This window comes from Blastococcus deserti, assembly GCF_042682525.1.
Classification (GTDB): Bacteria; Actinomycetota; Actinomycetes; order Mycobacteriales; family Geodermatophilaceae; genus Blastococcus_B; species Blastococcus_B deserti.
Map to the genome: position 1 here is coordinate 79,672 of NZ_JBHUHP010000016.1, position 25,322 is coordinate 104,993.

The following is a 25,322-nucleotide window of genomic DNA, read 5'->3' on the forward strand; positions in this document are numbered from 1 at the left end:
GGCCACACCGGCGGTTTCCGGCCGGCTCAGAACACGGCGTCGGCATCCCCGGGGGGTGGCGGCGCGCCGCCCTCCGGCGTGGCGGTCACGACCGCGCCCGGGCCGACGCCCTCCACCCGGCCCTCCGGCGGCGGGAGGACGGAGGTGTTGTGGCGCAGCAACCGCCACCGGGCGCCCTGGACGACCAGTTCGCTCCAGGCGCAGTTGCCCAGCGGCCCGAACACCCGGCGGTGGTCGGGACCGAGCCCGAGGAGCCGCTCGATCAGCCGCCCGGCCGTGCCGCCGTGGGTCACCACGACGGCGGTGCCGACCGACGGCAGGTCCGCGAGCGCCTCCACGGCCCGGTCCGCGACGGCCGACGGGTCCTCGCCGCCACGACCGAGCACCGGGCGGCCGGCCATCCAGTCGGCGAACTGCTCGGGATAGCGCTCGGCCACCTCGTCCCGCGTGAGCCCCTCCCAGCTGCCCATGCCGTGCTCGCGCAGCCGCTCGTCCCACCGGACCTGGATCCCCAGCACCCTGGCCAGCGACTGCGCGGTGTCCGCCGCGCGGACCAGGTCGCTGGAGACCACCACGGTGTCCTCGGGCACCAGGCCCGCAGCGAGGTAGGGGGCGGCAGCGGCCGCCTGGCGGCGGCCCTTGTCGTCGAGGGGAGGGTCGAGCTGCCCCTGGAAGCGGCCTTCGGCGTTCCACTCCGTCCGTCCGTGGCGCCAGAGCAGCAGCCGCGGGACCGGCAGTGCGGGCAGGGCTGCGGCCGTCACCGGCCGGCCGTCTCCCCGTCGGACGACGGGTCGCCGGCGGCGTGGTCGTCGTCGGCGGTGTCGTCGGGCGGGGGATTGCCGGTCGGCGTCTGCTGGCCCGTCGCCGGCTGTGCCCTGTCGACGAACGGGATGGTCGGGCAGTCCTTCCAGAGCCGCTCGAGGGCGTAGTACGCCCGCTCCTCGGCGTGCTGGACGTGCACGACGACGTCGACGAAGTCGAGCAGGACCCACCGGGCCTCGTTGACGCCTTCGCGCCGGACGGGCTTGATGCCGTGTTGGCGGAGCCGCTCCTCCACCTCGTCGACGATCGACTGCACCTGGCGCTCGTTGGGTGCCGAGGCCAGCACGAAGGCGTCGGTGATGGCCAGCCGGTCGCTCACGTCGACGATGGAGACGTCGGTGGCGAGCTTGTCCGCAGCCGCCTGAGCGGCGAGCAGCGCGGTGTCCCGCGCCTCGGCCGAGGCGGTCATCGGGGTACCTCCTGGAGGTGGTCGGTCGGGGGCTGTCTGGCGGGGTCCCGCACGTCGGGGACGGGGCGGCGCGGAACCTCGCGGTAGAGGGATCGCTTCTGGATGTACTGGACGACACCGTCGGGAACCAGGTACCAGACCGGCATCCCGCGACCGACGCGGTCGCGGCAGTCGGTCGAGCTGATCGCCATGGCCGGCACCTCGACGAGGCTGACGACACCTTCGGGAAGGTGGGAGTCGGCGAGGTGGAAGCCCGGCCGGGTGACGCCGATGAAGTGCGCCAGGTCGAACAGGCGCTGGTTGTCCCGCCAGGTCACGATCTGGGCCAGCGCATCGGCGCCGGTGATGAAGAACAGATCGGCGTCGGGCCGCTGGTCGTGCAGGTCGGTGAGGGTGTCGATCGTGTACGTCGGGCCACCGCGGTCGATGTCCACGCGGCTCACGGAGAACCGCGGATTGGACGCCGTGGCGATGACGGTCATGAGGTAGCGGTCCTCGGCGGGGCTGACCGCGCGCTCGGTCTTCTGCCACGGCTGGCCGGTTGGCACGAAGATCACTTCGTCGAGGCCGAACAGGCCGGCGACCTCGCTCGCGGCGACGAGGTGGCCGTGGTGGATGGGGTCGAACGTCCCGCCCATGATCCCGATCCGGCCACCTGCCACCGGACGAGCCTATCGGGGACCGCCGCGCCGGGCCCCGTGAGGACGGGTCGGGCCGGCGGCCGGGGCCGACGAGGGCCCCGACCGCCGCGACCGGCTCCCCCGTGCCGCCGGTCGCAACTCCGCGCCGCGCGCCGTTGCACGGATCGAGCGGCGCGCTGCCCAACGGGCCGGACCGGGATCGGTTACGCCATTGCACCGAGAGTCGGCGTGCCGCGGCGTGTGGTCGCGCACAGCGACGGGCGGCGCACAGAACGGCGCGCACGGGAACGGCGGGCACGGGAACGCTGGCGCGGAAAAGGACGCACGGGAACGCGGTATCGGGGCGCACTCCACCAGGCAGGCATGTCGACCGGGCAGCATGTCGACCGGGCAGCATGTCGACCGGGCAGCATGTCGACCCGGCGGCACGTCGACGGGCTGCCGTCCCGGCCGGTCGCCGGCGCCGGGCAGCGCCCCGGCCAGGTCCCCTCAGAGCGTGGTGACGAACTCCGCGAGCTGAGCAGCGTTGCGGCACTCCACCATGTCGATGACCTCGCCGTAGCGGTCGGCGGCGGAGTCGCCGCTCCCCCACAGCCGCCGCGGCTCGGGGTTCAGCCAGTGCGCCGACCGGGCGCGGCGCACCAGGTCGGCCAGCACCGGCAGGCCCGGCTGCCGGTAGTTGGTCCGCCCGTCGCCGAGGACGAGCAGTGACGTCTTCGGTCCCACCGCGGAGGCCCACCGGTCGGCGAACACATCGAAGGCGGTGCCGTAGTCGCTGTGCCCGTCGAAGCCGACCACGTCGGCCTCGCGCCCGATCCGGGCGACCGCGTCGACGACGTCGGCACCCGGCCGGAAGAAGCGGGTCACCTCGTCGGTGGTGTCGACGAAGGCGAACGCCCGCACGCCGGTGAAGTGCTCCCGCAGCGCCTGGGTCAGCATCAGCGTGAAGTGGCTGAACCCCGCCACCGATCCGCTGACGTCGCAGAGCACGACCAGCTCGGGCTTGTGCACCTTCCGCGGTCGGTGGTGGGTGACCACGGGGACGCCACCGGTGCCCAGCGAGACCCGCACGGTCTTGCGGAAGTCCAGCCGCCCCTCCCGGCCCATCCGCCGCCGGGCCGAGAGCCGCACCGCCAGCCGACGCGCGAGCGGGGCGACGGCGCGGCGCAGCTCGGCCAGGTCGCTGGACTGGGCGCGCAGGAAGTCGACCTGGTCGGCGAGGGGGCGGACGGCGTTCTTCGCCACCTTGTCCCGGCCCTTCTCCGCCGCCGTCCGCCGGCGCACCTCGGCCTCGATCGCCGACCGCAGGGCAGCCAGCCGCTCCCGGATGGTCTGGCGGGCCACCTGCTCGCCCAGCCCACCGCGGTCGCCCTCGGCCAGCAGACCGGCGAGCAGCTGCGAGACCAGCGTGTCCGGCGAGAGCGCCCGCAGCACCCGGTAGCTGAAGAACGACTGGCCCGACGGGGACGGCTGGCCGCGCCCCAGCATCTCCACGGCCTCGCGCGCGAACCGGCGCAGCGCCTCCTCGTCGCCCTCGAGCAGCAGCTGCAGCAGCTGCTCGCGCATGAGGGCGGCGAGGTCGGCGCCGTCGGGCCCGGGCACGTCGAGCGTCGACTCCACCGCCTCGCCGGCGGCGCCGCCGTCGGCCTCCTCGCCCGTCCCGTCGCCGCGCGGCCGGTCCGCCAGCGGCCACCACAGGTCGAAGAGGACGTCGTAGGTGGGCCGCTGGGCGGCGCGCTGCAGCAGCACCGCCGCCAGACCGTGCCGGAGCTGCTCCCGGTCGAGCAGGTCGACGACGGTGAGGATCTCCGCGGCGTCGACGGCCTGGCTGATGCCCACCGGGATCCCGGCCTCCCGCACCGCGCGCACGAAGCCGTCCAGGTGCCCGGCGAGCCCCCCTGGCTCGGGAGCGACGGTCCCGGCGGTCATCAGTTCAGCCGCAGCTCGGCGGCCGCACGGTCCTGGTCGCTGGCGTGCTTGAGGACGACGCCGAGGGTGGAGCGCACCGCCGCCTCGTCGAGGGTGTCCAGGCCCAGCTCGAGCAGCGTCTGCGCCCAGTCGAGGGTCTCGGAGATCGACGGCGACTTCTTAAGCTCCAGGGCCCGCAGCGCCCGGACGGTCCGCACCAACTGCTCGGCCAGCCCGGGCGCGAGGTCGGGCACCCGCGAGAGGACGATCTCGCGCTCGCGCTCGGCCGAGGGGTAGTCCAGCGCCAGGTAGAGGCAGCGCCGCTTGAGCGCCTCCGACAGCTCCCGGGTGGCGTTGGAGGTCAGCACAACCATCGGCCGCCGGGTCGCGGTCACCGTGCCGAGCTCCGGGATGGTGACCTGGAAGTCCGACAGCACCTCCAGCAGGAGGCCCTCCACCTCGACGTCGGCCTTGTCGGTCTCGTCGATGAGCAGGACCGTCGGCTCGGTGCGCCGGATCGCGGTCAGCAACGGGCGGGAGAGCAGGAACTCCTCGCCGAAGATGTCGTCGTGGACGGTGTCCCAGTCCGCAGCGCCACCAGCAGGCCCGCCCCCTTGCGACGCCTGGATGCGCAGCAGCTGCTTCTTGTAGTTCCACTCGTACAGCGCCCGCGCCTCGTCGAGGCCCTCGTAGCACTGCAGGCGGATCAGCTCCGAGCCGGTCGCGGTCGCCAGCGCCTTGGCCAGCTCCGTCTTGCCGGTGCCGGCCGGCCCCTCGACCAGGAGCGGCTTGCCCAGCCGGTCGGCCAGGAAGACCGTCGTGGCGATCTGCGCGTCGGGCAGGTAGCCGGCCACGGACAGCCGCTTGCTGACGTCCCCCACCGAGGAGAACTGCGGGAACTGCGACGGCGGGCGGGGCACAGCGGTCTCCTCGGGACGGGATTCGGGTCAGCGCGTGTGGCCGCGGCCGGTCACGACGTAGGTGGTGGAGGTGAGCTCCGGCAGGCCCAGCGGCCCCCGGGCGTGCAGCTTCTGGGTGGAGATGCCGATCTCGGCGCCGAAACCGAACTCACCGCCGTCGGTGAACCGGGTGGATGCGTTGACCAGGATCGCGGCGGCGTCCACCCCGGCCGTGAAGTCGGCGATGGCACCGGCGGAGTCGGCGACGATCGCCTCGCTGTGCCCGCTACCCCACCGCGCGATGTGCTCGAGCGCCGCTGGCAGGTCGTCGACCACGCGTACCGCCATGTCCATCGACAGGTACTCGGTCGCCCAGTCCTCGTCGGTGGCGCGTACGACGGCGGCGTGGGCCGCCCGCGCCCCCTCGTCGCCGTGCAGCGTCACGCCGGCGTCCGCGAGGGCCGACAGCAAGCGCGGCAGGAACGGGACGTCCCGGTGCACCAGCAGGGTCTCGGCGGCATTGCAGACGCTGACCCGGTGCGTCTTGGCGTTGAGCACGATCGCCTCGGCCATCGCGGCGTCGGCGGACGCGTCGACGTACACGTGGCAGTTGCCCACCCCGGTCTCGATCACCGGCACCGTCGACTCCCGGACCACGCGCTCGATCAGCGAGGCGCCGCCGCGCGGGATGACCACGTCGACCAGCCCGCGCGCGTTCAGCAGCTCCCCGACGGAGGCGCGGTCGGCGGGCAGCAGCTCCACCGACCCGGCGGGCAGGCCGGCCTTCTCCGCGGTCTCGGTGAGGATCGTGACGAGGGCGGTGTTCGTGCGGAAGGCGGACGCGGAGCCGCGGAGCAGGGCCGCGTTGCCGCTCTTGAGGCACAGGCCGGCCGCGTCGACCGTGACGTTCGGGCGGGCCTCGTAGACGATGCCGACCACGCCGAGCGGAACCCGGACCTGGCGCAGCTGCAGTCCGTTGGGCAGCCGGGAGCCGCGCACGACGTCGCCCACCGGGTCGGGGAGGGCGACCAGGTGGCGCAGGGCGGCGGCCACCCCGGCCACCCGCCCGGCGTCCAGACGGAGCCGGTCGAGCACCGACTCCGGCGTTCCGTCGGCGGCCGCGGCCTCGACGTCGGCGGCGTTGGCGACCAGCACCTCGTCGGTGCGCTCGACCAGCGCGTCGGCCATCGCCGACAGGGCCGCGTCCTTCACGTCGGTGGGCAGGGTGCGCAGCACCCGGGCGGCCGCCCGCGCGCGCAGCGCGGCGGCACCGATCAGCGGCAGGTCGGCAGCGTCGGACACGCCCGCGAGGGTACGCGGAGCGCCGCCGGATCACCGCCCCCACGCGTCCTCCGCGGCCTATGCGAGAATGATTCTCATGAACGTTTCCGGGGCCCGATGGACCGCCCTCACCGCCCTGTCCGCCGCCGCACTGCTCGTGAGCGGCTGCGGTTCGGACGACGACGGGCCGGGCGAGGGTGGGTCCGGTGGTCTCGACGTCGTGGCCGGCTTCTACCCGCTGGAGTGGACGGCGGCCCGGGTCGGCGGCGAGCGGATCTCCGTCACCTCCCTCACCCCGGCCGGCGCGGAGGCCCACGACCTGGAACTCGCCCCGCAGGACGTCGCCGCCGTCGGGGAGGCAGACCTCCTCGTGTACCTCGAGGGCTTCCAGCCGGCCCTCGACGAGGCCGCCGGGTCCGAGGCGGGTGACGCCGCCTGGGACGCGGGCCAGGCAGCCGACCTCGTGGAAGGCGCGCACGAGGAGGGGCACGAGGAGGGCGAGCACGCCGAGGACGACGGGCACGCCGAGGAGGAGCACGCCGAGGAGGGGCACGGGCACGGCGACGAGGCGGCCGATCCGCACTTCTGGCTCGACCCGACCCGGCTGGCCGCCGTCGGCGACGCCCTGGCGGAGCGGCTCGGTGAGCTCGACCCCGAGGGCGCCTCGGCCTACGAGGAGAACGCCGCCGCGCTCCGCGCCGACCTGGAGGCACTCGACGAGGAGATGCGCACGGGACTGGCCGACTGCGCCGTCGACACCCTGGTCACCGGGCACGACGCCTTCGGCTACCTCGCCGACCGCTACGGCTTCGAGGTGGTCGGCATCAGCGGGCTGAGCCCGTCGCAGGAGCCCGACCCGTCCCAGCTCGCCGAGATCGCGACGCTGGTCCGCGAGCGGGGCGTCACCACCGTCTACACCGAGACCCTCGTCGACCCCGCCGTCGCCGAGACCGTCGCGGAGGAGGCGGGTGTCCGGACCGCCGTCCTCGACCCGATCGAGGGGCTGACCGGCGAATCCGCGGGCGAGGACTATCTCCAGGTGATGCGCGCGAACCTGGCCACCCTGCAGGAAGGTCAGTCCTGCTCATGACCGACCGATCCGGCACGGCCGCCGCCGTGCGGCTGCGCGGCGCCTCCATCGGGTACGACGACGTGCCGATCGTCCGGGACGTCGACCTGACCGTGCGGCACGGGGAAGCCGTCGCCGTCCTCGGCTCCAACGGCTCGGGCAAGACCACCCTCGCCCGTGGCCTGCTCGGCCTGGCCACCGTGCTGGACGGCGAGGTGGAACTGCTGGGCGCGCCGGTCGGCCGGCTGCGCGAGCGCGGCCGGGTCGGCTACGTGCCGCAGCGGCACACGGTCAGCGGCGCGGTGCCCGCCACGGTGCGGGAGGTCGTCACCGTCGGCCGGCTGCCCCGCCGCGGCCTCTTCGGCCGGCTCGGCCCGTCCGACCGCGCCGCCGTCGGCGAGGCGATCGCCGCTGTGGGGCTCGCCGACCGGATGGAGGAGCCGGTCGCCTCGCTCTCGGGCGGCCAGCAGCGGCGGGTGCTCGTCGCACGGGCGCTGGCGGCCCAGCCCGAGCTGCTCGTCATGGACGAGCCGACCGCGGGCGTGGACGCCGCGAGCCAGGACGCCCTGGCCGAGGTCCTCACGCGCGCCTCCGCGGCCGGCACCACCCTGCTGGTGGTCACCCACGAGACGGGGCCGCTGGCCGGCGTGCTGTCCCGCGCGGTCGTGGTCGACCACGGGCGGATCAGCTACGACGGCCCTCTCGGCGGCGCGGAGGCGCCGTCGGGATCCTGGAGCGACGACCACTGCGGCCCGCCGGCGGAGCCGGTCGGCCGGGGCTACCGGCTCGACCAGCCGAGCGTCACGACCCGCGCGGCACGGCCGGCGACCGGAGGGCACTGAGGTGGAGATCCTCGAGTACGGCTTCATGCAGCGCGCGCTGCTCGCCTCGCTCATGGTGGGCCTGGTCGCGCCCGCGGTCGGGATCTTCCTGGTGCAGCGGCGGCTGTCGCTGCTCGGCGACGGCCTGGGGCACGTGGCGCTGACCGGCGTGGCGATCGGGGTGCTCACCTCCACCGCGCCGGTGGGCGCGGCGCTCGTCGCGGCCGTCCTCGGCGCGGTGCTCATCGAGCTGGTCCGGGCCCGCGGCCGCACCAGCGGCGACGTCGCCCTGGCCGTCCTCTTCTACGGCGGCATCGCCGGCGGCGTGGTCCTGCTCAGCCTCGCTCCCCGTGGTGAGGCGACCAACCTGGAGGCCTATCTCTTCGGGGCCATCACGACGACCTCGACCGGCGACCTCGCCGTCTTCGCCGTCATCGCGCTGACGGTGGTGGCCGTCGTCGGCCTCCTCGGCCAGCGGCTCTACGCGGTCAGCGACGACGAGGAGTACGCCCGCGCCGTCGGCCTGCCCGTGCTGGCCCTGAACGTCGTGCTCGCCGCCCTGGTCGCCGCCACCGTCGTGCTCTCCATGCGGGTGGTCGGCCTGCTGCTGATCAGCGCGCTGATGATCGTGCCCAGTGCGGTGGCCCAGCTCCTGGCGCGCAGCTTCCGGCAGGCGCTCTACCTGGCCTGCGCGATCGGGCTGGTGGTGAGCCTCTCCGGCACGACGGCCTCGTACTACGCCGGCACACCGTCGGGCGGGACCATCGTGCTGCTGGCGATCGTCGTCTTCCTGATGGTCTCCGCGGGGGTGGCGCTGCGGGACGCGACGGCCCGCCGCCGGCACCGCCGTCGCGGTGAGGTCCACGCCGCCCATCCGCACGAGCACGGCGAGGGCTGCGGGCACCAGCCGGTCCCCCACGGCGACCACGTCGACTACGACCACGACGGGCACCTGCACGCGCCGCACCTGACCGGCGCGGGCGTCCACTACGACGAGCACGGGACGCAGGCGGTGCCGGCGCACCCGGCCGGGAAGGGAGGTGCCGCGTGACCGTCCCCGAGCAGGCCGAAGGGACGACGCGTCGCCCGAGCCGCCGGCGCAGTGCCGTGCTGGAGCTGCTGGGTGACCTCGACGGCTTCCGTAGCGCGCAGGACCTCCACGCCCTGCTGCGCCGGCGAGGCGACTCGATCGGCCTCGCGACGGTCTACCGGGCGCTGCAGGCACTCGTGGACGACGGCCAGGTCGACGTCCTGCGCGGAGCCGACGGCGAGGCGGCCTACCGCCGGTGCTCCCCGGTGCACCACCACCACCTGGTCTGCCGCTCGTGCGGCACCGCCGTCGAGGTCGCCGACCCCCCGGTGGAGCGATGGGCCGCCAGGGTCGCCGCGGAGCACGGCTTCGCCGACGTCCAGCACCAGGTCGAGGTCTTCGGCACCTGCGCCGGCTGCGCCTCTGCCACCTCATGAACCGGACGCGGCACGGAGCCCGGTCCCCGGCGCCCGTCGCTCCGTCCGCCTTCAGTCGGCGGTGGAGATCCGGTCGAGCCGGTGCCGCAGTCCGTTGCGGACGGCGGGCCACTCGGAGTCGAGGATCGAGTACACGACCGTGTCGCGGAGGGACCCGTCGGCCATCCGCCGGTGCTGACGCAGGACGCCGTCCTGCTTGGCGCCCAGCCGCTCGATGGCCGCCCGCGACTGCGCGTTGTGCCAGTGCGTGCGGAACTCGACCGCGAGGCAGCCGAGCGCCTCGAACGCGTGCGTGAGCAGCAGCAGCTTGCTCTCGGCGTTGACGCCGGTCCGCTGGGCCCACTGCGCGGTCCAGGTCGAGCCGATCTCCAGCCGAGGGACCTCGGGCTCCACGTTGAGGTACGTCGTCATGCCGACCACCCGTCTCGTGCCGTTGTGCCGCACGGTGAACGGCAGCCTCGTGCCGGCTGCCTGTTCGGCCAGCTTCGCCGCGATGTCGGCCCGCATGGTCTGCGGCGAGGGCACGGACGCGTACCAGAGCTCCCAGAGCCGGCCGTCCGACGCGGCGGCCACCAGCTCGTCGTGGTGGTCGGGCCGCAGCGGCTCCAGCGTGATCAGCTGACCGGTCAGCGTGACCGGCTCCAGGAAGGGCATCGTCAGCGGTCGCGCAGGGCGCGCAGAGCGCTCTTGCGCGCCTCACCGGTCAGCCGGTCGAGGAAGAGCCTGCCGTCGAGGTGGTCCACCTCGTGCTGCAGGCACCGCGCCATGAGTCCCGATCCCTCCAGCCGCAGCGGCTCGCCGTGGACGTCGAAGCCCTCGACGACCGCGTGCATCGCGCGGACGGTCGGTGCCCAGATCCCGGGAACGGAGAGGCAGCCCTCGTCGCCGTCCTGCGTCTCCTCCGACAGCTCGACGATCACCGGGTTCACCATGTGCCCGATGACGCCGTCGACGTTGTAGGAGAAGGCGCGCAGGCTCACGCCGATCTGGGGGGCGGCGAGACCAGCGCGGCCGGGGTGGTCGACCGTCTCGAGCAGGTCGCGCACCAGCGCGGCCAGCTCGCGGTCGAAGTCCTTCACCTCGTCGGCGGGCGTGCGGAGCACCGGGTCGCCGATCTCGCGAATGGGGCGGATCGTCACGCGGGGCAGTCTCTCAGCCGCCGCTCAGCGGCCGACGTGGCGTCCGACCAGCACCATCTCGTCGCGGTGCACCACCTCGCGCCGGTACTCCGGTGCCAGGTCCCCGGTCTTGCGGCCCAGGAGCGCGGGCATCTCCCGGGCGTCGTAGGCGACCAGGCCGCGGGCGACCACGACGCCGTCCGGCCCGACCAGTTCGACCGGGTCGTCGGCCAGGAACTCCCCGGCGACACCGGTGACCCCGGCGGCGAGCAGGGAGGCGTGCCGCTCCCGGACGGCGCGGACGGCACCTTCGTCCAGCAGGACCCGGCCCCGCGGGCGGCTGGCGTAGCGCAGCCAGAACTGGCGGGCGCTGGGCCTGCGGCCCATGGGGTTGAACAGGGTGCCGACCTGCTCCCCCGCCAGCGCCGCGGCGGCCAGGGAAGTGGAGGTCACGACGACCGGGACGCCGGCGTGGGCGGCGATGAACGCGGCCTCGACCTTGGTGGCCATCCCGCCGGTGCCCACCCCGTTGCGCTTGGCGGTGCCGAGCGTGACCGCGGCCAGGTCGGCGGGGCTCGTGACGGTGTCCACCAGCTGGGCCGGGCCGGTGCGCGGGTCGCCGTCGTACACGCCCTCGACGTCGGAGAGCAGCACCAGCGCGTCCGCCTGCGCCACGTGCGCGACCAGGGCGGCGAGCCGGTCGTTGTCGCCGAACCGGATCTCCTCCGTGGCCACGGTGTCGTTCTCGTTGACGATCGGCAGCGCCCCCAGCGCCAGCAACCGCTCCATCGTCCGGTGGGCGTTGCGGTAGTGGCTGCGCCGGGTCAGGTCGTCGGCGGTGAGCAGCACCTGGCCGACGGTGATGTCGTGCCGGGCGAACGCGTCGGCGTAGGTCTGCACCAGGCGCAGCTGCCCCACGCTGGCCGCGGCCTGCGCCGTGGCCAGGTCACGTGGCCTGCCGTCGAGCTGCAGCGGGGCCAGGCCCGCGGCGATCGCGCCGGAGGAGACGAGGACGACCTCCCGGCCCGCGCCGCGGACGGCGCCGAGCACGTCGACCAGCGCCGACAGGCGGTCGGCGTCCAGCCCACCGGGCAGCGTGGTCAGCGACGAGGATCCCACCTTGACGACGACCCGGCGGGCCCCCGCGATCGCGGGCCGGGCGACGCTCACGGCTCCTCCGAAAGGTCGTCGTCGGTCCAGCCGTCGTCGCTGAGCTCGTAGGGCGTGCGGCGGGCCTTCTTGGCCGCCAGCCGCTCCTGCGCGCGGACCCGGTGTGGCGCGTCGATGCGGGCGTCGGTACCGCGGCCGCCCAGGCCCGCGGACTCCTCGACCGTGAGCGTCCCGGCCGGCAGCGTCGGCTCCCAGTCGAAGGTGACCCCGCCGATGGTGACCGCGTCGCCCTCACGGGCGCCGGCCTTGGCCAGCTCCTCCTCCACGCCCAGCCGGTTGAGCCGGTCGGCGAGGAAGCCGACGGCCTCGTCGTTGGTGAAGTCGGTCTGGCGCACCCACCGCTCGGGACGGACGCCCCGCACGACGAACGCCTCCGGATCCTCGGGGTCCCGCTCGACGGTGAAGCCCGAGTCGTCCACGGCCTTCGGGGTCACGGTCACCCGGGCCGGCTCCATCGGGGGCAGGCTCGCGCGGTGCTCCTCGACCGCGGCCGCCAGCGCGAAGCCGAGCTCCTTGAGCCCTTCGCCGGTCGCCGCGCTGACGGGGAAGACGGCCAGCCCGCGCCTCTCCAGCGGGGCGCGGACGAGGTCGACGAGCTCACGCGCGTCGGGCACGTCGATCTTGTTGAGGACGGCGATCCGCAGCCGGCCGACCAGGTCGAGGTCCTCACCGCCGTACTCGGCCAGCTCGTGCTCGAGCGCCTCGATGTCGGTCTCCGGGTCGCGGCCCGGCTCCATCGTCGCCATGTCGACCACGTGCACCAGGACGGCGCAGCGCTCGACGTGGCGGAGGAACTGCACGCCCAGGCCCTTGCCGGTGGAGGCGCCGGGGATCAGGCCGGGGACGTCGGCCATGGTGTAGACGGTGTCGCCGGAGCGGATCACGCCGAGGTTGGGCACCAGCGTGGTGAACGGGTAGTCGGCGATCTTCGGGCGGGCCGACGACATCGCCGAGATCAGCGATGACTTGCCCGCGGAGGGGAAGCCCACCAGGCCGACGTCGGCGATGCTCTTGAGCTCGATGACGGCGTCGAAGGCCTCGCCCTCCTCGCCGAGCAGGGCGAAACCCGGTGCCTTGCGGCGGGCGTTGGCCAGCGCGGCGTTGCCGAGGCCGCCCTTGCCGCCCTTGGCCAGCACCACGCGGGTGCCGGCGCCGACGAGGTCGGCGATGACCCGCCCGTCGGGCGTGCTCACCACCGTGCCTGCCGGGACGCGGAGGATCTTGTCCTCGCCGCGGGCGCCGTGGCGGTTGCTGCCCTCGCCCGGGCGGCCGTTGCCGGCCTTCTGGTGCGGCCGGTGGTGGAAGTCAAGGAGCGTGTGCACGCTCGGATCCACCTCGAGGACGACGTCCCCGCCGTCGCCGCCGTTGCCCCCGTCGGGCCCGCCGAGGGGCTTGAACTTCTCCCGATGGATCGAGGAGACGCCGTGACCGCCGTTGCCGGCGGCCACGTGGATCACGACTCGATCGACGAAAGCGGCCATGCTCCGCCGCCCCTCACCTGCTAAGCGCCACGTGCGCACGGGCCCACTGGCCCGTGCGCACGTAAGCGGATGGAACGGCCCCGTCCAGGGGCCCACCCTGAGCTTGCGAAGGGTGGGGAGGACGGGGTCCTTTCGTCAGGCCTCGACCGCGGAGATCGAGACGGTCTTGCGTCCCCGCCGCGTGCCGAAGGTGACCGCACCGGGAGCGAGCGCGAACAGCGTGTCGTCGCCACCGCGGCCGACGCCGAGACCGGGGTGGAAGTGGGTCCCGCGCTGCCGGACGATGATCTCGCCGGCCTTGACGACCTGGCCGCCGAAGCGCTTCACGCCGAGACGCTGAGCGTTCGAGTCACGACCGTTGCGGGACGACGAGGCGCCCTTCTTGTGTGCCATGTCGGCGTCAGCCCTTCGAGATGTCGCGGACCACGACGCTGGTCAGGGGCTGACGGTGCCCCTGCCGCTTGTGGTAGCCGGTCTTGTTCTTGAACTTGTGGATGTGGATCTTCGGGCCCTTGCCGTGCCCGACGATCTCGCCCGTCACGGTCGCCTTCGCCAGGGAGGCCGCGTCACTGGTGACGGTGTCGCCGTCGACCAGCAGGATCACCGGGAGGGCGACGGTGTCACCCTCGGCGCCCGCGAGGCGGTTGATCGTGAACGTGTCGCCCACGGCCACCTTGTGCTGGCTGCCACCGGCCTTCACCACTGCGTACACCACTGAACTCCTCGTTCGCTTCTTCTTGTCTCGCGCGCAGACCGGAGCGATCGCCGGGTGCTGGACGGGCTGCGGACGCCGTACCCGCGGCACCCGGAGGCGCCCACGCGGTGGCGGTGCAACCCGACCAGCGTACCTGAGGCCTCCGGGCAGGTCGACGTGACCCGAAGGCCCCTCTGCAGGGCCCCGCGCCGAGCCTGCGAGGCGTGGGGGCAGAGGGGTCCTCCTTCAGGAGACGGGCGGACCCGCCGGCCGGCTGGCGGCCCGCCGGCGACGTGGTCGCGCGGCCTCCGCGGGCGCGGCCGCCTCCGCCGGAGCGGCTCCGGCGAGCACCGGCTCGGTCGGAGTCGGCCCGTCGGACGCCACCGGCCCGCCGACCTCGGCGGGCACCGAGTCGGCGGGCACCGAGTCGGCGGACACCGAGTTGGCAGGCACCGAGTCGGCGGGCACGGAGTCGGCGCGCACGGAGTCGGCGGGCACGGAGTCGGCCGGGGCCGGCTCCGCGGGCGTCACCTCGACGGCGAGAGCCTCCGCGGGCACGTCGCCGGGGCTCCCGTCGGACCGGACGGATTCCTCGGCCTGCGCCGGGAGGATCTCGACCGCGTTGCTCTCGGCCGGCGTGCGCTCGGTGCCTCCGGCGGGTGCCTCGTCCTCGGTCGCGAGGCCGGGATCGGCGTCGATCTCGGCCGCGGCGAGCACGGCGGCGTCCTCGGCGACGCGCTCCTCACCCGCCTGGCCCCGGTTGCGGCGGCCGCGGTTGCGACGGCCACCACCGCGGGAGCTCTCGGCGGACTCGGTCTCCGCGACCTCGGCGGCGGGTTCCTCGACGGTCACGGCGGGTGCGCTGTCGACGTCCTTGGCGCTGTCGTCCTTGGCGCTGTCGCGGCCGCCCCCGGAGCGGTCGCGGCGGGAGCTCCCCCCGCCGGCGTTCCCGCCGCCGTTGCCGCTCCCGGTGCGGCGTCGCTCGTCGACGGGGTCGGTGCTCACGATGAGGCCCCGGCCGCGGCAGTGCTCGCACGGCTCGGAGAAGACCTCGAGCAGGCCCTGCCCGACCCGCTTGCGGGTCATCTGCACCAGGCCCAGCGAGGTGACCTCGGCGACCTGGTGCTTGGTGCGGTCACGGCCGAGGCACTCGGTGAGCCGCCGCAGCACGAGGTCGCGGTTGCTCTCGAGCACCATGTCGATGAAGTCGATGACGATGATGCCGCCGATGTCGCGCAGCCGGAGCTGGCGGACGATCTCCTCGGCCGCCTCCATGTTGTTGCGCGTGACCGTCTGCTCCAGGTTGCCGCCGGAGCCGACGAACTTGCCGGTGTTGACGTCGACGACGGTCATCGCCTCGGTGCGGTCGATCACCAGGGAGCCACCCGAGGGCAGCCAGACCTTGCGGTCGAGCGCCTTGGCCAGCTGCTCGTCGATCCGCAGGTCGCTGAACACGTCCCCCGTGCCGGCGTAGCGGGACAGGCGGCCGGTGAGCTCCGGGGAGACGTGCGCGACGTAGGCCTCGACGGTGTCCCAGGCGTCGTCCCCCTGGACGACGAGCTCCTTGAAGTCCTCGTTGAAGACGTCGCGGATGACGCGGATGGCCAGGTCGGGCTCGCCGTAGAGGAGGGTCGGCGCGTTCGAGGTCGACTCCGCCTTCTTCTGGATGACCTCCCACTGCGCCGTCAGCCGGTTGACGTCGCGGGTGAGCTCCTCCTCCGAGGCACCCTCGGCGGCGGTCCGGATGATCACGCCGGCGTCCTCGGGGACGATCCGCTTGAGGATGTCCTTGAGCCGCTGGCGCTCGGTGTCGGGCAGCTTGCGGCTGATCCCGGTCATCGAGCCGCCGGGCACGAACACCAGGAAGCGGCCGGGCAGGTTGATCTGCTGGGTCAGCCGGGCGCCCTTGTGGCCGATCGGGTCCTTGGTGACCTGGACGAGCACCTTGTCGCCGGACTTGAGCGCCTGCTCGATGGACCGCTGCTTGCCCGACAGGCCGGCGGCGTCCCAGTTGACCTCACCGGCATAGAGGACGGCGTTGCGCCCCTTGCCGATGTCGACGAACGCCGCCTCCATGCTGGGCAGCACGTTCTGCACCCGACCGAGGTAGACGTTGCCGGCGAAGGAGGTCGCCGACGCCTGGGTCACGTAGTGCTCGACGAGGACGTCGTCCTCCAGGACGGCGATCTGCGTCCGGTCACCGCGCTGGCGGATGACCATCTTGCGGTCGACGGACTCCCGCCGGGCGAGGAACTCGCTCTCCGTGAGGATCGGCGTGCGGCGGCGCCCGGTGTCCCGGCCTTCGCGGCGGCGCTGGCGCTTGGCCTCGAGCCGGGTCGAGCCGGTGACGCCGCGGACGTCGTCGTCGCTGGTGGTCCGGCCGTTGCGCCCGGCCCGCTCGGGGCGGTCGTCGTCGTCGGAGTCCTCGGCGCGGTCCTCGCCGCCCCCACCACCGCTGCGGCGGCGCCGGCGGCGCCGGCGGCGGGTGCTGGAGCCGCCCTCGACCTCGTCGGCCTCGGTCTCGGCCGCCTCGTCGCCGGGCTCGGTGTCCTCGTCCTCGTCGGGCTCGGCGTCGGTGGCCTCGGCGCCGGTCTCGTCGGTGGCATCCTCGTCACCGACGTCCTCACCGGTGCGGCCGCGGCCCCGCCCGCGACGACCACGGCGGCGGCGCCGGCTGCCGGTGCCGCCCTCCTCGCGGTCCTCGACGTCGTCGGAGTCGGTGTCGGCGTCGGCGTCCAGCGGCTCGGCGTCCTCGACGTCGTCGACGTCGTCGTCGGTATCGGTGTCGGCCACCTCGACCTCGACGGCGCGCCGGCGGGAGCGGCTCCGCCGTGAACGGGCCGGCGCGGTGTCCTCGGTGTCGCCCTCGCCGGCGGCAACCTCGTCGACGTCCTCCGGCTCCGGTGCCTCGGCGGGGCGTCGGCCGCGTCGACGGGGCGGCGGCGGGACGTCGGTCTCGCTGGGCGCGACGAAGCTGATGAAGGCGGGGACCGCGGGCGCGGGCGTCGGCGCCGGGGCCTCGACCGAGTCGGGGTCGGCCGCGATCACCGACCGGGTCGCGCGCCGGCGGGGGCGGGCGACCACGGCGGTCGGCTCGGGTGAGCTGAACGGCGTCGCGAAGCGGGGCAGTTCCGGCTCGGGTTCGGGCTCGGGTTCGGGCTCGGGTTCGGGCTCGGGCTCGGCGGGGGCGTCCTCGCCGGAGACAGTCGCGGCGTCCTCCGCGTCCCCCGCGTCCTCCGCGTCGTCCTCGGGGACCGAGGAGTCCTCGGACACCGCGGGGACCTCGGTGACCTCGTCGCCGGGGCCCGCCGCGGGTCCGGCCGGGGTCTGGTCGGTGCTGTCGGTGGTGCTGCTGTCGGTGGTGGTGCTGTCGTTGTCGGCCACGAGGGCGTCTCCTCATGTGCTCCCGGGCGCCGATCGGAACGACTGGCGGCCGCGCAGGAGCACGGGTTGGGCGGGACGGGCCCGTCGCACGGGGTACGGCGGGTCGAGCTCGTCCTGCTGAAGTCTGGTGTCGGCCGCCGCGCGGCGGTTGCCGCGGCGGAGACCGGAATGCCGGCGGTGCCCCCACCGGACGCAACGCCGGCGAGGTCGTGCTGGTGGTGCTGGTCTGGCCGTGGTGTCTGGCCTTGCTGGTCTGCCTTGCTGGTCTGTCGGTGGAGCGAGGGTCTGCGTGGTCCGGGCCGGGTGGCCTGGATCGGGTGCGTCACGCCTGGCAGCCGTGCCGCGCGACGTCGCGCGGCCTCCGGGGACCCACCGGTCAGATCGCCGCGTGCTCCCGGGGGATGCGCGCCGCACGGTCGGGACCGAGCGGGTCGGCCACGGTCCCGTTGTCGTCGAGCCGGCCCTGCGCCTCACGCACGGCCCGGGGGGGCAACGGCGGGTGCAGGTCGGCGACGGCAGCCAGGGCGGCCAACACGTCGTCTGGTCGTACGGCGGGCGTCAGCTGCCGGACGACCATGTGCAGTATGGCACAACCTGCCTCCTCGCCCGCCGACGCGCTGGCGACCGAGGCGCGCGCGTCGACGTCCTTGAGGCCGTTCTTCGTCCGCTTGGCGACGGTGACGACGTCCCGGGAGAGGAACTCCGCGACGGCCGCCTCGAGCTCGGCCGGCGCCACGCCGGGCAGCTCCACCCGCCACACCGAGGTGTCGATCCGGTCGGCCAGCGCGCCGGTCCCCTCCCCCGCCTCCACGCACTCCAGGACGGCGAGCTCGGCGGGCAGCGCCGCGTCGAGCGCGGCCCGCACCGCCTCGGGCTCGCACCGGACCGCGAGGCCGATCTCGACGTACTCGGCCTCGCTGGCCGCACCGGTGGGGGCGGCGCCCAGGTAGGAGATCTTCGGGTGCGGGCTGAAGCCGGCCGAGAAGGCCATCGGCACCTGGGCGCGCCGCAGGGCCCGCTCCAGGGTCCGCGCGAGGTCCCGGTGGGAGGCGAAGCGCAGCCGCCCCCGCTTGGCGTAGCGGATCCGCAGCTTCTGGACGGTCGGCGGAGGCGGCGGACCGTCGGGCTGGCGCGCCATCAGCGGCCGACGACGGTGAGCGGCAGCAGGCTGCGCCCCGTCGGGCCGATCTGGATCTCGGTGCCCATGGTGGGGCAGACGCCGCAGTCGTAGCAGGGGGTCCACCGGCAGTCGGCGACCTCCTCCTCCGACAGCGCCTCCTGCCAGTCCTCCCAGAGCCACTCCTTGTCCAGGCCGGAGTCCAGGTGGTCCCAGGGGAGCACCTCGTGCTCGGTGCGCTCACGCGTGGTGAACCAGTCGAGGTCGACGCCGAAGGGCGCGAGCTCCTCGGCGGCCGCCGTCGTCCAGCGCTCGTAGGAGAAGTGCTCGCTCCAGCCGTCGAACTTCCCGCCGTCGCGCCAGACCCGCTCGATGACCCGGCCCACGCGGCGGTCGCCGCGGGAGAGCAGTCCCTCGATCACGCCGGGCTTGCCGTCGTGGTAGCGCAGGCCGATGGAGCGGCCCACGCGCCTGTCGGCGTTGATGGCCTGGCGGAGCACCCGCAGCCGGTGGTCGATCGTGTCGGCGCTCGCCTGCCCCGCCCACTGGAACGGGGTGTGCGGCTTGGGCACGAAGCCACCGATCGAGACGGTGCAGCGGATGTCCTTGCGGCCGCTGGCCTCCCGCCCGGCGCGGATGACCTCGACCGCCAGGTCGGCGATCTCGAGCACGTCCTCGTCGGTCTCGGTCGGCAGACCGCACATGAAGTAGAGCTTCACCTGCTGCCAGCCGTTGGCGTAGGCGGTGGTGACGGTGCGGACGAGGTCCTCCTTGGACACCGTCTTGTTGATCACCCGCCGGATGCGCTCGCTGCCGCCCTCGGGGGCGAACGTGAGGCCCGACCGGCGTCCGTTGCGGGACAGCTCGTTGGCCAGCGTGACGTTGAAGGCGTCGACCCGGGTGGACGGCAGGCTGAGGCTGGTGTTGGTGCCCTCGTAGCGGTCGGCGAGCTCCTTGGCCAGCTGGCCGATCTCGGAGTGGTCGGCGCTGGACAGCGACAGCAGCCCGACCTCCTCGTAGCCGGTCGCCTTCAGGCCCTGCTCGACCATCGACCCGATGCCGGTGATGGTCCGCTCGCGGACCGGGCGGGTGATCATCCCGGCCTGGCAGAAGCGGCAGCCGCGCGTGCAGCCGCGGAAGATCTCGACGCTCATCCGCTCGTGGACGCTCTCGGCCAGCGGCACGATCGGCGTCTTGGGGTAGGGCCACTCGTCCAGGTCCATGACGGTGCGCTTGGCGACCCGGGCGGGGACGTCGTCCCGGGTGCGCTGCACGGCCGCGATCGCGCCGTCCGGACCGTAGGAGACCGCGTAGAACCGGGGCACGTAGACGCCCTCGACGCGGGCCAGGCGGGCCAGCAGCTCGACGCGGCCGCCGGGCCTCCCCTGCGCCTTCCAGGCCTTGACGACGTCGGTGATGTCGCCGACCACCTGCTCGCCGTCACCGAGGACGGCGCAGTCGACGAAGTCGGCGACCGGCTCGGGGTTGAAGGCGGCGTGCCCGCCGGCAACCACCACGGGGGAGCTCTCGTCGCGATCGACGGCGTGCAGTGGGACGCCGGCCAGGTCGAGGGCCTCGAGCAGGTTGGTGTAGCCGAGCTCGGTGGCGAAGCTGACCCCGAGCAGGTCGAAGTCGCGCACCGCGCGGTGCCCGTCGACGGTGAACTGCGGAACGCCGTGCTCGCGCATCAGGGCGGCGAGGTCGGGCCAGACGGCGTAGGTGCGCTCGGCCAGGGCGTCGGGGCGCTCGTTGAGCACCTCGTAGAGGATCATGAGGCCCTGGTTCGGGAGGCCCACCTCGTAGGCGTCCGGGTACATCAGCGCCCAGTGGACCGCGACGTCGTCCCAGGGCTTCACCCGCGAGTTCAGTTCACCGCCGACGTACTGGATCGGCTTCTGGATCTGAGCCAGCAGGGGCTCGAGGCGGGGGTACAGGGTCTTCCCAGTCATGACCCGTCCAGCGTAGCCGCCGGCTCGCGCCGCCCCTCCCGCACCGAGTGCACACTTCGGTCACTGCGCCCGGCGCGTCCGTGCGGCCGAACCATCCATCGCGGAGTCGATCATCGGCAGGTGGCTGGCTGACACGCCGGGAGCGGCCGCCATACCGCGATGATCAAATCCCTACGACGGAGGCAGCGCTCACTTCAGCAGCAGGCCCGAGAGCCGGCGGGCACCGATCGCCAGCCCGACCAGGCCGAGGACCGCCAGGTAGGCGGCCGAGCCCAGCAGGCCCCAGCGGACGTCGCCGGTCACCAGCCCCCGCACCAGCTCGATGCCGTGGTACAGCGGGGTGCACTGGACGACGACCTGCAGCGGCTCCGGGTAGGTGGACAGCGGGTAGAACGTCGTCGAGAAGAGGAAGAGCGGCAGCAGCGCGAGCTGGACGAACTCGAAGTCCTGCCAGCCGCGGAGGAAGGTGGTCGCGGCCAGCCCCACGGCCGCGAAGGCGAAGCCGATGAGGACCGCGGCCGGCAGCGCCAGCAACGCCCACCACGAGCCGAGCAGCCCGAGGACCGCCATGATCACGAGGAAGGCGGCCGAGTAGGTCGCCCCGCGCAGGACGGCCCAGGCCGTCTCGGCCACCGCGGCGTCCGCCGCCGACAGCGGCGTGGCGAGGACGGCGTCGTACAGCTTGCTGTAGCGCAGCTTGAAGAACAGGTTGAAGACCGAGTCGTAGATGGCGCCGTTCATCGCCGCGGCCGCGAGCAGCCCCGGCGCCACGAAGGCCTGGTAGCTCAGCGCGGCCCCGGTGTCGGCGACCACCGGCCCCACCAGGCCGCCGATGCCGACGCCGATGGAGAACAGGTAGAAGAACGGCTCGAACAGGCCGGAGGCGAAGACCAGCCACGTCCGGCGGGCCACCAGCAGGTTGCGGTGCACGAGGTGGCCGGCCCGGCGCGCCGACAGGGACTGGAACGGCAGCACGCGCAGCAGCACGGAGACCGGCCGGTCCACCCGGGCGGTGTCGACGGCGCTCATCGGACCAGCCGCCAGGTCAGTGCCCGCCGGGCGAGGACGGCTCCGACGACGACCCACAGCGCCAGGTAGCCGACGTGCCCGAGCGCCGCCCCGCCGTCGAGCGTGCCGAGCGCCAGACCGCGGGCGAGCGCCACGCCGTGCCACAGCGGCGTGACGTAGGCGATCCACTCGAGGACCGCGGGCAGCTGGCTGACCGGGAAGAACGTCCCCGAGAACAGGAACATGGGCATGATCAGCAGCCGGAAGAGCATCGCGAACCCGGTGTCGGTCTCGAGGCGCCCGGCGAAGGCGGTGACCGGCGCGGCGAACGCGAGGCCGGTCAGCAGCGCGGCGGGCAGGGCGAGCACGACCAGCGGGCTCTCGGCGGCGCCGAAGAGCACGAGGACGCCGAGGAACATCGCGGCCGAGGTGACCACCCGGAACGACACGAACAGCAGGTGGCCCACGAGCAGGTCGCCGACCCCGGCCGGCGTCGCCAGCAGCGCCTCGTACGTCCTGTCCCACTTGATCGCGCCGAGCACCGGATAGGTCGACTCGAAGGTCGCGATCTGCATCGACGCGGCGGCGAGCAGACCGGGGGCGAGGAAGGCGAGGTAGCTCAGGCCGCCGGGCAGGCCGGGCCCGCGGTCGACGAGCACCCCGAGCGTGAGCCCCATCGCGGCGAGGAAGAGCGCGGGCTCCAGCACGCTGCTGATCAGGCTGCTGCGCCAGTGGTGCCGGTAGGCGGCCAGCCGGTGCGCGGCGAACGCGCGGGCGCCGGGACCGACGAGCGGCTGGGACATCACTCGACCAGCGACCGTCCGGTCAGGTGGAGGAAGACGTCCTCCAGCGAGCTGCGGCGCACCAGGCTCGACAGCGGGTGGAGGCCGGTACCCGCCACCGCGGACAGCGCCGCGTCGCCGTCGGGGGTGTAGAGCAGCAACCGGTCCGGCAGCGCCTCGATCCGCTCCACCACGCCCTGCTCGAGCAGCGGGCGCAGCGCGTCGAGGTAGCGCTCGAGACCCACCTCCCCCTCGACGACGGGGAAGCGCAGTTCGCAGACCTCGCGCGTGGAGAACCGGCGGATCAGCTCGGCGGGCGAGCCCTCGGCGGCGATCCGGCCCTTGTCCATGACGACGAGCCGGTCGCACAGCTGCTCGGCCTCGTCCATGTAGTGCGTGGTGAGGACGAGCGTCACGCCGCGCTGCTTGAGCCGGTAGAGCCGCTCCCACAGCACGTGGCGGGCCTGCGGGTCCAGGCCGGTGGTCGGCTCGTCGAGCAGGACGACGTCGGGGGCGTTGACCAGCGCTCGGGCGATGGTGAGCCGGCGCTTCATCCCGCCCGACAGCGGCTCCACCCGCTGGTCCGCCCGGTCGGCGAGCTGGACGAAGTCGAGCAGCTCCGCCGTCCGCTCGCGCAGCACCGCGCGCGGCAGCCCGAAGTACCGGCCGTAGACCAGCAGGTTCTCGGCCACGGTCAGCTCGACGTCGAGGTTGTCGGTCTGCGGCACCACGCCGAGCCGCGCGCGGATCGCCGGTCCGTCGACCGCGGGGTCGAGGCCGAGCACCCGCAGCTCACCCGCGGTGGGCGGTGAGACGGCGCCGATCATGCGCATGGTGGAGCTCTTGCCGGCGCCGTTGGGTCCGAGGAAGCCGAACGCCTCCCCGGGCGCCACCTCGACGTCGATGCCGTCGACGGCGGTGAAGTCGCCGAAGCGCTTGACCAGCCCGCGGGCCCGGATCAGCGACTCCTGCATCCGCGAACCGTAACCACGGGGGACGACAGGAACGACCGGGTTTCCGCGGTTCCTAGCCGAGGTCGGGGAAGAAGAGCTTCACCTCGCGCTCGGCGGACTCGGGCGAGTCCGAGCCGTGCACGATGTTGTTCTGCACCTCGAGGGCGAAGTCGCCGCGGATCGTGCCGGGCGCGGCCTTCACCGGGTCGGTGGCGCCGGCGAGGGCGCGGAACGCCTCGATCGCGCGCGGGCCCTCGACGACCAGGGCCATCAGCGGGCCGCCGGTGATGAACTCGACGAGGGAGCCGAAGAAGGGCCGCTCGCGGTGCTCGGCGTAGTGCGTCTCGGCGACCTCGCGGGTCAGCGTGCGCAGCTCGGCGGCGACCAGCCGCAGGCCCTTGCGCTCCAGGCGGGTGATCACCTCGCCGACGAGTCCGCGGGCGACGCCGTCGGGCTTGACCAGGACGAGAGTGCGTTCAGTCACGGGGCGGCAGCCTACGGGGTGGGTGTGGTGCCGCCGTCCTCGTGGCCGGGTTCGGGCACCCGGGGCGCTCCGAGGGGAGAGCCGAGGAGGTCCTTGCGGACCTGCAGGAGGTAGAGCCAGATCAGCACGAACGCACCGGCGACGAACCACATCACGCCGTTCAGCAGCCCGGTCAGGAGCAGCGGCACCTGCAGGACGGTGCCGATCAGCACGCCGCGCTCCCGGCGCTGCACCCCCGCCGCCAGGATCAGGACGACCGCGAGCAGGAGCAGGTAGGTGAGCCGGCCCGGGGTGAGCCCGTCCCCGTCCTGCGCGATCCCGCGCGGCACGAACAGGGTGGCGATGCCCTCGAGGACCAGGATGCCGGCGGCCGCGCCGTTCAGCGCACGCCCCGCGCGGACCGGATCGGGAGCGGTCATGGCCGGTCGCCCGCCAGGAGGGTGCGGGCCTCCCCCGCCGTGATCACGCTGCCGGTCACCAGCACGCCCGACCCGCCGAGGGCGTCGTCCGGACCGGCCTCGGCGAGCTCCATCGCCTCGGTCAGGGCCTCGGGCAGCCGTGGCGAGACGCTGACGCGGTCGGCGCCGAAGACGTCGACGGCCAGCGCCCCGAGCTCGTCGGCGGGCATGGCCCGCGCCGAGCTGTTCTGGGTGACGACGAGCTCGGCGCAGACGTCCTCGAGCTCGGCCAGGATCCCGGGCACGTCCTTGCCGGCCACGCAGCTCACGACCCCGACCAGCCGGGTGAAGTCGAAGGACTCCTTGATCGCGTCGACGGTCGCGGCCATCCCGGCCGGGTTGTGCGCGGCGTCGACCAGGACCGTGGGGCTGGTGCGGACCCGTTCCAGGCGGCCGGGCGACCGGACGCCGGCGAACGCGGCCCGCACCGTCTCCTGCTCGATCGGGCCGGTGGCGGCGCCGGCGCCGAGGAACGCCTCCACGGCGGCCAGCGCGGTGACCGCGTTCTGGGCCTGGTGGGCGCCGAACAGCGGCAGGAAGATCTCCTCGTACTCACCGCCGAGGCCCTGCAGCCGCACCTGCTGCCCCCCGACGGCGACCCGCCGCTCCAGGACGCCGAACTCGGTGCCCTCCCGCGCGACGACCGCCTCGACGTCGACGGCCCGCCGGACGAGCGCGTCCAGCGCGCCCGGCTGCTGGTGGGCGAGCACCGCGATCGCGTCGGGCTTGATGATCCCGGCCTTCTCGCCCGCGATCGTGGCGACGTCGGGGCCGAGGTACTCCGCGTGGTCCAGCGCCACGGGGGTGACGACGGCGACCCGCGCGTCGGCCACGTTGGTGGCGTCCCAGGTGCCACCCATGCCGACCTCGATGACGGCGACGTCGACCGGCGCGTCGGCGAACAGCGCGTAGGCCATGCCCACCGTCACCTCGAAGAAGGACATCGGGTGCTCGCCGGCGGCGTCGACCATCTGCACGTAGGGCGCGATGTCGTCGTAGGCCTCGACGAAGCGCTCGGCGCTCACCGGCTCGCCGTCCAGCACGATCCGCTCCCGCACCGACTGGAGGTGGGGGCTGGTGAACCGGCCCACGCGCAGCCCGAACCCGCGCAGCAGCTCGTCGATCATCCGCGCCGTCGTCGTCTTGCCGTTGGTGCCGGCCACCTGGACGACGGGCATGGCGCGGTGCGGCGATCCCAGCAGGTCGACCAGCGCGTTGATGCGGGTCAGCGAGGGCTCGAGCCGGCTCTCGGGCCAGCGGGCCAGCAGCTCCTCCTCGACCCGGGCCAGATCACCGGTGCTGCTGCTGCTCATCCTGCTCAGGATGCCAGCCGTGACGCCTGGCTGACTCCGCGACCTGTAGGAGGACCACGCTGCCCCGCACCATGCGCACGCTCGCGGCGGAACC

At 74.0% G+C, this 25,322-nt stretch carries 25 protein-coding genes; 4 read left to right on the forward strand and 21 right to left on the reverse strand.

Translation table 11 applies throughout. From position 1 onward, the window contains the following. Positions 1-26 precede the first annotated feature (26 nt). From ACFSHS_RS16040 to ACFSHS_RS16065, 6 genes are all read right to left on the reverse strand, one after another. A complete protein-coding gene (locus tag ACFSHS_RS16040; RefSeq protein ID WP_376878229.1) occupies positions 27-761 on the reverse strand; it encodes a histidine phosphatase family protein in 735 nt (244 codons plus the stop codon). Then, positions 758-1,231, reverse strand: a complete 474-nt coding sequence (rsfS, locus tag ACFSHS_RS16045; protein WP_376878232.1) for a ribosome silencing factor — start codon at positions 1,229-1,231, stop codon at positions 758-760. The genes ACFSHS_RS16040 and rsfS overlap by 4 nt, the downstream gene beginning before the upstream one ends. After that, positions 1,228-1,893: a nicotinate-nucleotide adenylyltransferase gene (nadD, locus tag ACFSHS_RS16050; protein ID WP_376878235.1), complete on the reverse strand. Its 666-nt coding sequence runs from the start codon at positions 1,891-1,893 to the stop codon at positions 1,228-1,230. Before nadD ends, rsfS begins: the two co-directional genes overlap by 4 nt. Positions 1,894-2,361: 468 nt before the next feature. Further along, a complete protein-coding gene (locus ACFSHS_RS16055; protein WP_376878238.1) occupies positions 2,362-3,801 on the reverse strand; it encodes a vWA domain-containing protein in 1,440 nt (479 codons plus the stop codon). Beyond that, on the reverse strand, positions 3,801-4,700 hold the full coding sequence (locus tag ACFSHS_RS16060; RefSeq protein WP_376878241.1) for an AAA family ATPase: 900 nt from the start codon (positions 4,698-4,700) through the stop codon (positions 3,801-3,803). The genes ACFSHS_RS16055 and ACFSHS_RS16060 overlap by 1 nt, the downstream gene beginning before the upstream one ends. 27 nt (positions 4,701-4,727) lie before the next feature. Then, positions 4,728-5,981, reverse strand: coding sequence for a glutamate-5-semialdehyde dehydrogenase (locus ACFSHS_RS16065; RefSeq protein ID WP_376878244.1), 1,254 nt, complete (start codon positions 5,979-5,981; stop codon positions 4,728-4,730). Positions 5,982-6,057: 76 nt separating this feature from the next. On the opposite strand from ACFSHS_RS16065, the gene ACFSHS_RS16070 reads away from it, so the two are divergent. The 4 genes from ACFSHS_RS16070 to ACFSHS_RS16085 are packed head-to-tail and all read left to right on the forward strand — an operon-like array spanning position 6,058 to position 9,317. Beyond that, positions 6,058-7,050 carry a metal ABC transporter substrate-binding protein gene (locus ACFSHS_RS16070; RefSeq protein WP_376878247.1) on the forward strand — a complete coding sequence of 331 codons (993 nt, stop codon included), beginning with the start codon at positions 6,058-6,060 and terminating at the stop codon, positions 7,048-7,050. Further along, positions 7,047-7,871, forward strand: a complete 825-nt coding sequence (locus ACFSHS_RS16075; protein WP_376878250.1) for a metal ABC transporter ATP-binding protein — start codon at positions 7,047-7,049, stop codon at positions 7,869-7,871. The genes ACFSHS_RS16070 and ACFSHS_RS16075 overlap by 4 nt, the downstream gene beginning before the upstream one ends. Position 7,872: 1 nt before the next feature. Then, entirely contained in the window at positions 7,873-8,901 is a 1,029-nt protein-coding gene (locus tag ACFSHS_RS16080; RefSeq protein ID WP_376878253.1) for a metal ABC transporter permease, read from the forward strand. After that, on the forward strand, positions 8,898-9,317 hold the full coding sequence (locus ACFSHS_RS16085) for a Fur family transcriptional regulator (protein ID WP_376878256.1): 420 nt from the start codon (positions 8,898-8,900) through the stop codon (positions 9,315-9,317). The genes ACFSHS_RS16080 and ACFSHS_RS16085 overlap by 4 nt, the downstream gene beginning before the upstream one ends. Positions 9,318-9,368: 51 nt before the next feature. Here the strand turns inward: ACFSHS_RS16085 and ACFSHS_RS16090 are convergent, their stop codons facing one another. From ACFSHS_RS16090 to ACFSHS_RS16160, 15 genes are all read right to left on the reverse strand, one after another. After that, a complete protein-coding gene (locus ACFSHS_RS16090; RefSeq protein WP_376878259.1) occupies positions 9,369-9,971 on the reverse strand; it encodes a GNAT family N-acetyltransferase in 603 nt (200 codons plus the stop codon). A 2-nt stretch (positions 9,972-9,973) separates the two neighbouring features. After that, entirely contained in the window at positions 9,974-10,456 is a 483-nt protein-coding gene (gene def, locus ACFSHS_RS16095) for a peptide deformylase (protein ID WP_376878262.1), read from the reverse strand. A gap of 24 nt (positions 10,457-10,480) precedes the next feature. Beyond that, positions 10,481-11,605 carry a glutamate 5-kinase gene (proB, locus tag ACFSHS_RS16100; RefSeq protein WP_376878265.1) on the reverse strand — a complete coding sequence of 375 codons (1,125 nt, stop codon included), beginning with the start codon at positions 11,603-11,605 and terminating at the stop codon, positions 10,481-10,483. Then, positions 11,602-13,086, reverse strand: coding sequence for a GTPase ObgE (gene obgE / locus ACFSHS_RS16105; protein ID WP_376878268.1), 1,485 nt, complete (start codon positions 13,084-13,086; stop codon positions 11,602-11,604). The genes proB and obgE overlap by 4 nt, the downstream gene beginning before the upstream one ends. A gap of 135 nt (positions 13,087-13,221) precedes the next feature. Continuing rightward, positions 13,222-13,479 carry a 50S ribosomal protein L27 gene (gene rpmA / locus ACFSHS_RS16110; protein WP_092195729.1) on the reverse strand — a complete coding sequence of 86 codons (258 nt, stop codon included), beginning with the start codon at positions 13,477-13,479 and terminating at the stop codon, positions 13,222-13,224. A 7-nt stretch (positions 13,480-13,486) separates the two neighbouring features. Next, complete coding sequence (rplU, locus tag ACFSHS_RS16115) at positions 13,487-13,798, reverse strand: 50S ribosomal protein L21 (RefSeq protein ID WP_376878271.1); 312 nt, start codon at positions 13,796-13,798, stop codon at positions 13,487-13,489. 228 nt (positions 13,799-14,026) lie between these two features. Further along, complete coding sequence (locus tag ACFSHS_RS16120) at positions 14,027-17,164, reverse strand: Rne/Rng family ribonuclease (RefSeq protein ID WP_376878274.1); 3,138 nt, start codon at positions 17,162-17,164, stop codon at positions 14,027-14,029. A 376-nt stretch (positions 17,165-17,540) separates the two neighbouring features. After that, positions 17,541-18,302 carry a TIGR03936 family radical SAM-associated protein gene (locus ACFSHS_RS16125; RefSeq protein ID WP_376878277.1) on the reverse strand — a complete coding sequence of 254 codons (762 nt, stop codon included), beginning with the start codon at positions 18,300-18,302 and terminating at the stop codon, positions 17,541-17,543. After that, positions 18,302-20,230 (reverse strand): TIGR03960 family B12-binding radical SAM protein, encoded by a 1,929-nt coding sequence (locus tag ACFSHS_RS16130; RefSeq protein ID WP_376878280.1) that lies wholly within the window; start codon positions 20,228-20,230, stop codon positions 18,302-18,304. The genes ACFSHS_RS16125 and ACFSHS_RS16130 overlap by 1 nt, the downstream gene beginning before the upstream one ends. Positions 20,231-20,419: 189 nt before the next feature. Continuing rightward, positions 20,420-21,259: an ABC transporter permease gene (locus ACFSHS_RS16135; protein WP_376878283.1), complete on the reverse strand. Its 840-nt coding sequence runs from the start codon at positions 21,257-21,259 to the stop codon at positions 20,420-20,422. After that, positions 21,256-22,041: an ABC transporter permease gene (locus tag ACFSHS_RS16140; protein ID WP_376878286.1), complete on the reverse strand. Its 786-nt coding sequence runs from the start codon at positions 22,039-22,041 to the stop codon at positions 21,256-21,258. Before ACFSHS_RS16140 ends, ACFSHS_RS16135 begins: the two co-directional genes overlap by 4 nt. Next, a complete protein-coding gene (locus ACFSHS_RS16145) occupies positions 22,041-22,994 on the reverse strand; it encodes an ABC transporter ATP-binding protein (protein WP_376878289.1) in 954 nt (317 codons plus the stop codon). Before ACFSHS_RS16145 ends, ACFSHS_RS16140 begins: the two co-directional genes overlap by 1 nt. 52 nt (positions 22,995-23,046) lie before the next feature. Then, positions 23,047-23,457 carry a nucleoside-diphosphate kinase gene (gene ndk, locus ACFSHS_RS16150; protein WP_376878292.1) on the reverse strand — a complete coding sequence of 137 codons (411 nt, stop codon included), beginning with the start codon at positions 23,455-23,457 and terminating at the stop codon, positions 23,047-23,049. 11 nt (positions 23,458-23,468) lie between these two features. Beyond that, positions 23,469-23,876, reverse strand: a complete 408-nt coding sequence (locus ACFSHS_RS16155) for a DUF4233 domain-containing protein (RefSeq protein WP_376878295.1) — start codon at positions 23,874-23,876, stop codon at positions 23,469-23,471. Beyond that, positions 23,873-25,228 carry a bifunctional folylpolyglutamate synthase/dihydrofolate synthase gene (locus tag ACFSHS_RS16160; RefSeq protein WP_376878298.1) on the reverse strand — a complete coding sequence of 452 codons (1,356 nt, stop codon included), beginning with the start codon at positions 25,226-25,228 and terminating at the stop codon, positions 23,873-23,875. The genes ACFSHS_RS16155 and ACFSHS_RS16160 overlap by 4 nt, the downstream gene beginning before the upstream one ends. Positions 25,229-25,322: the final 94 nt, after the last annotated feature.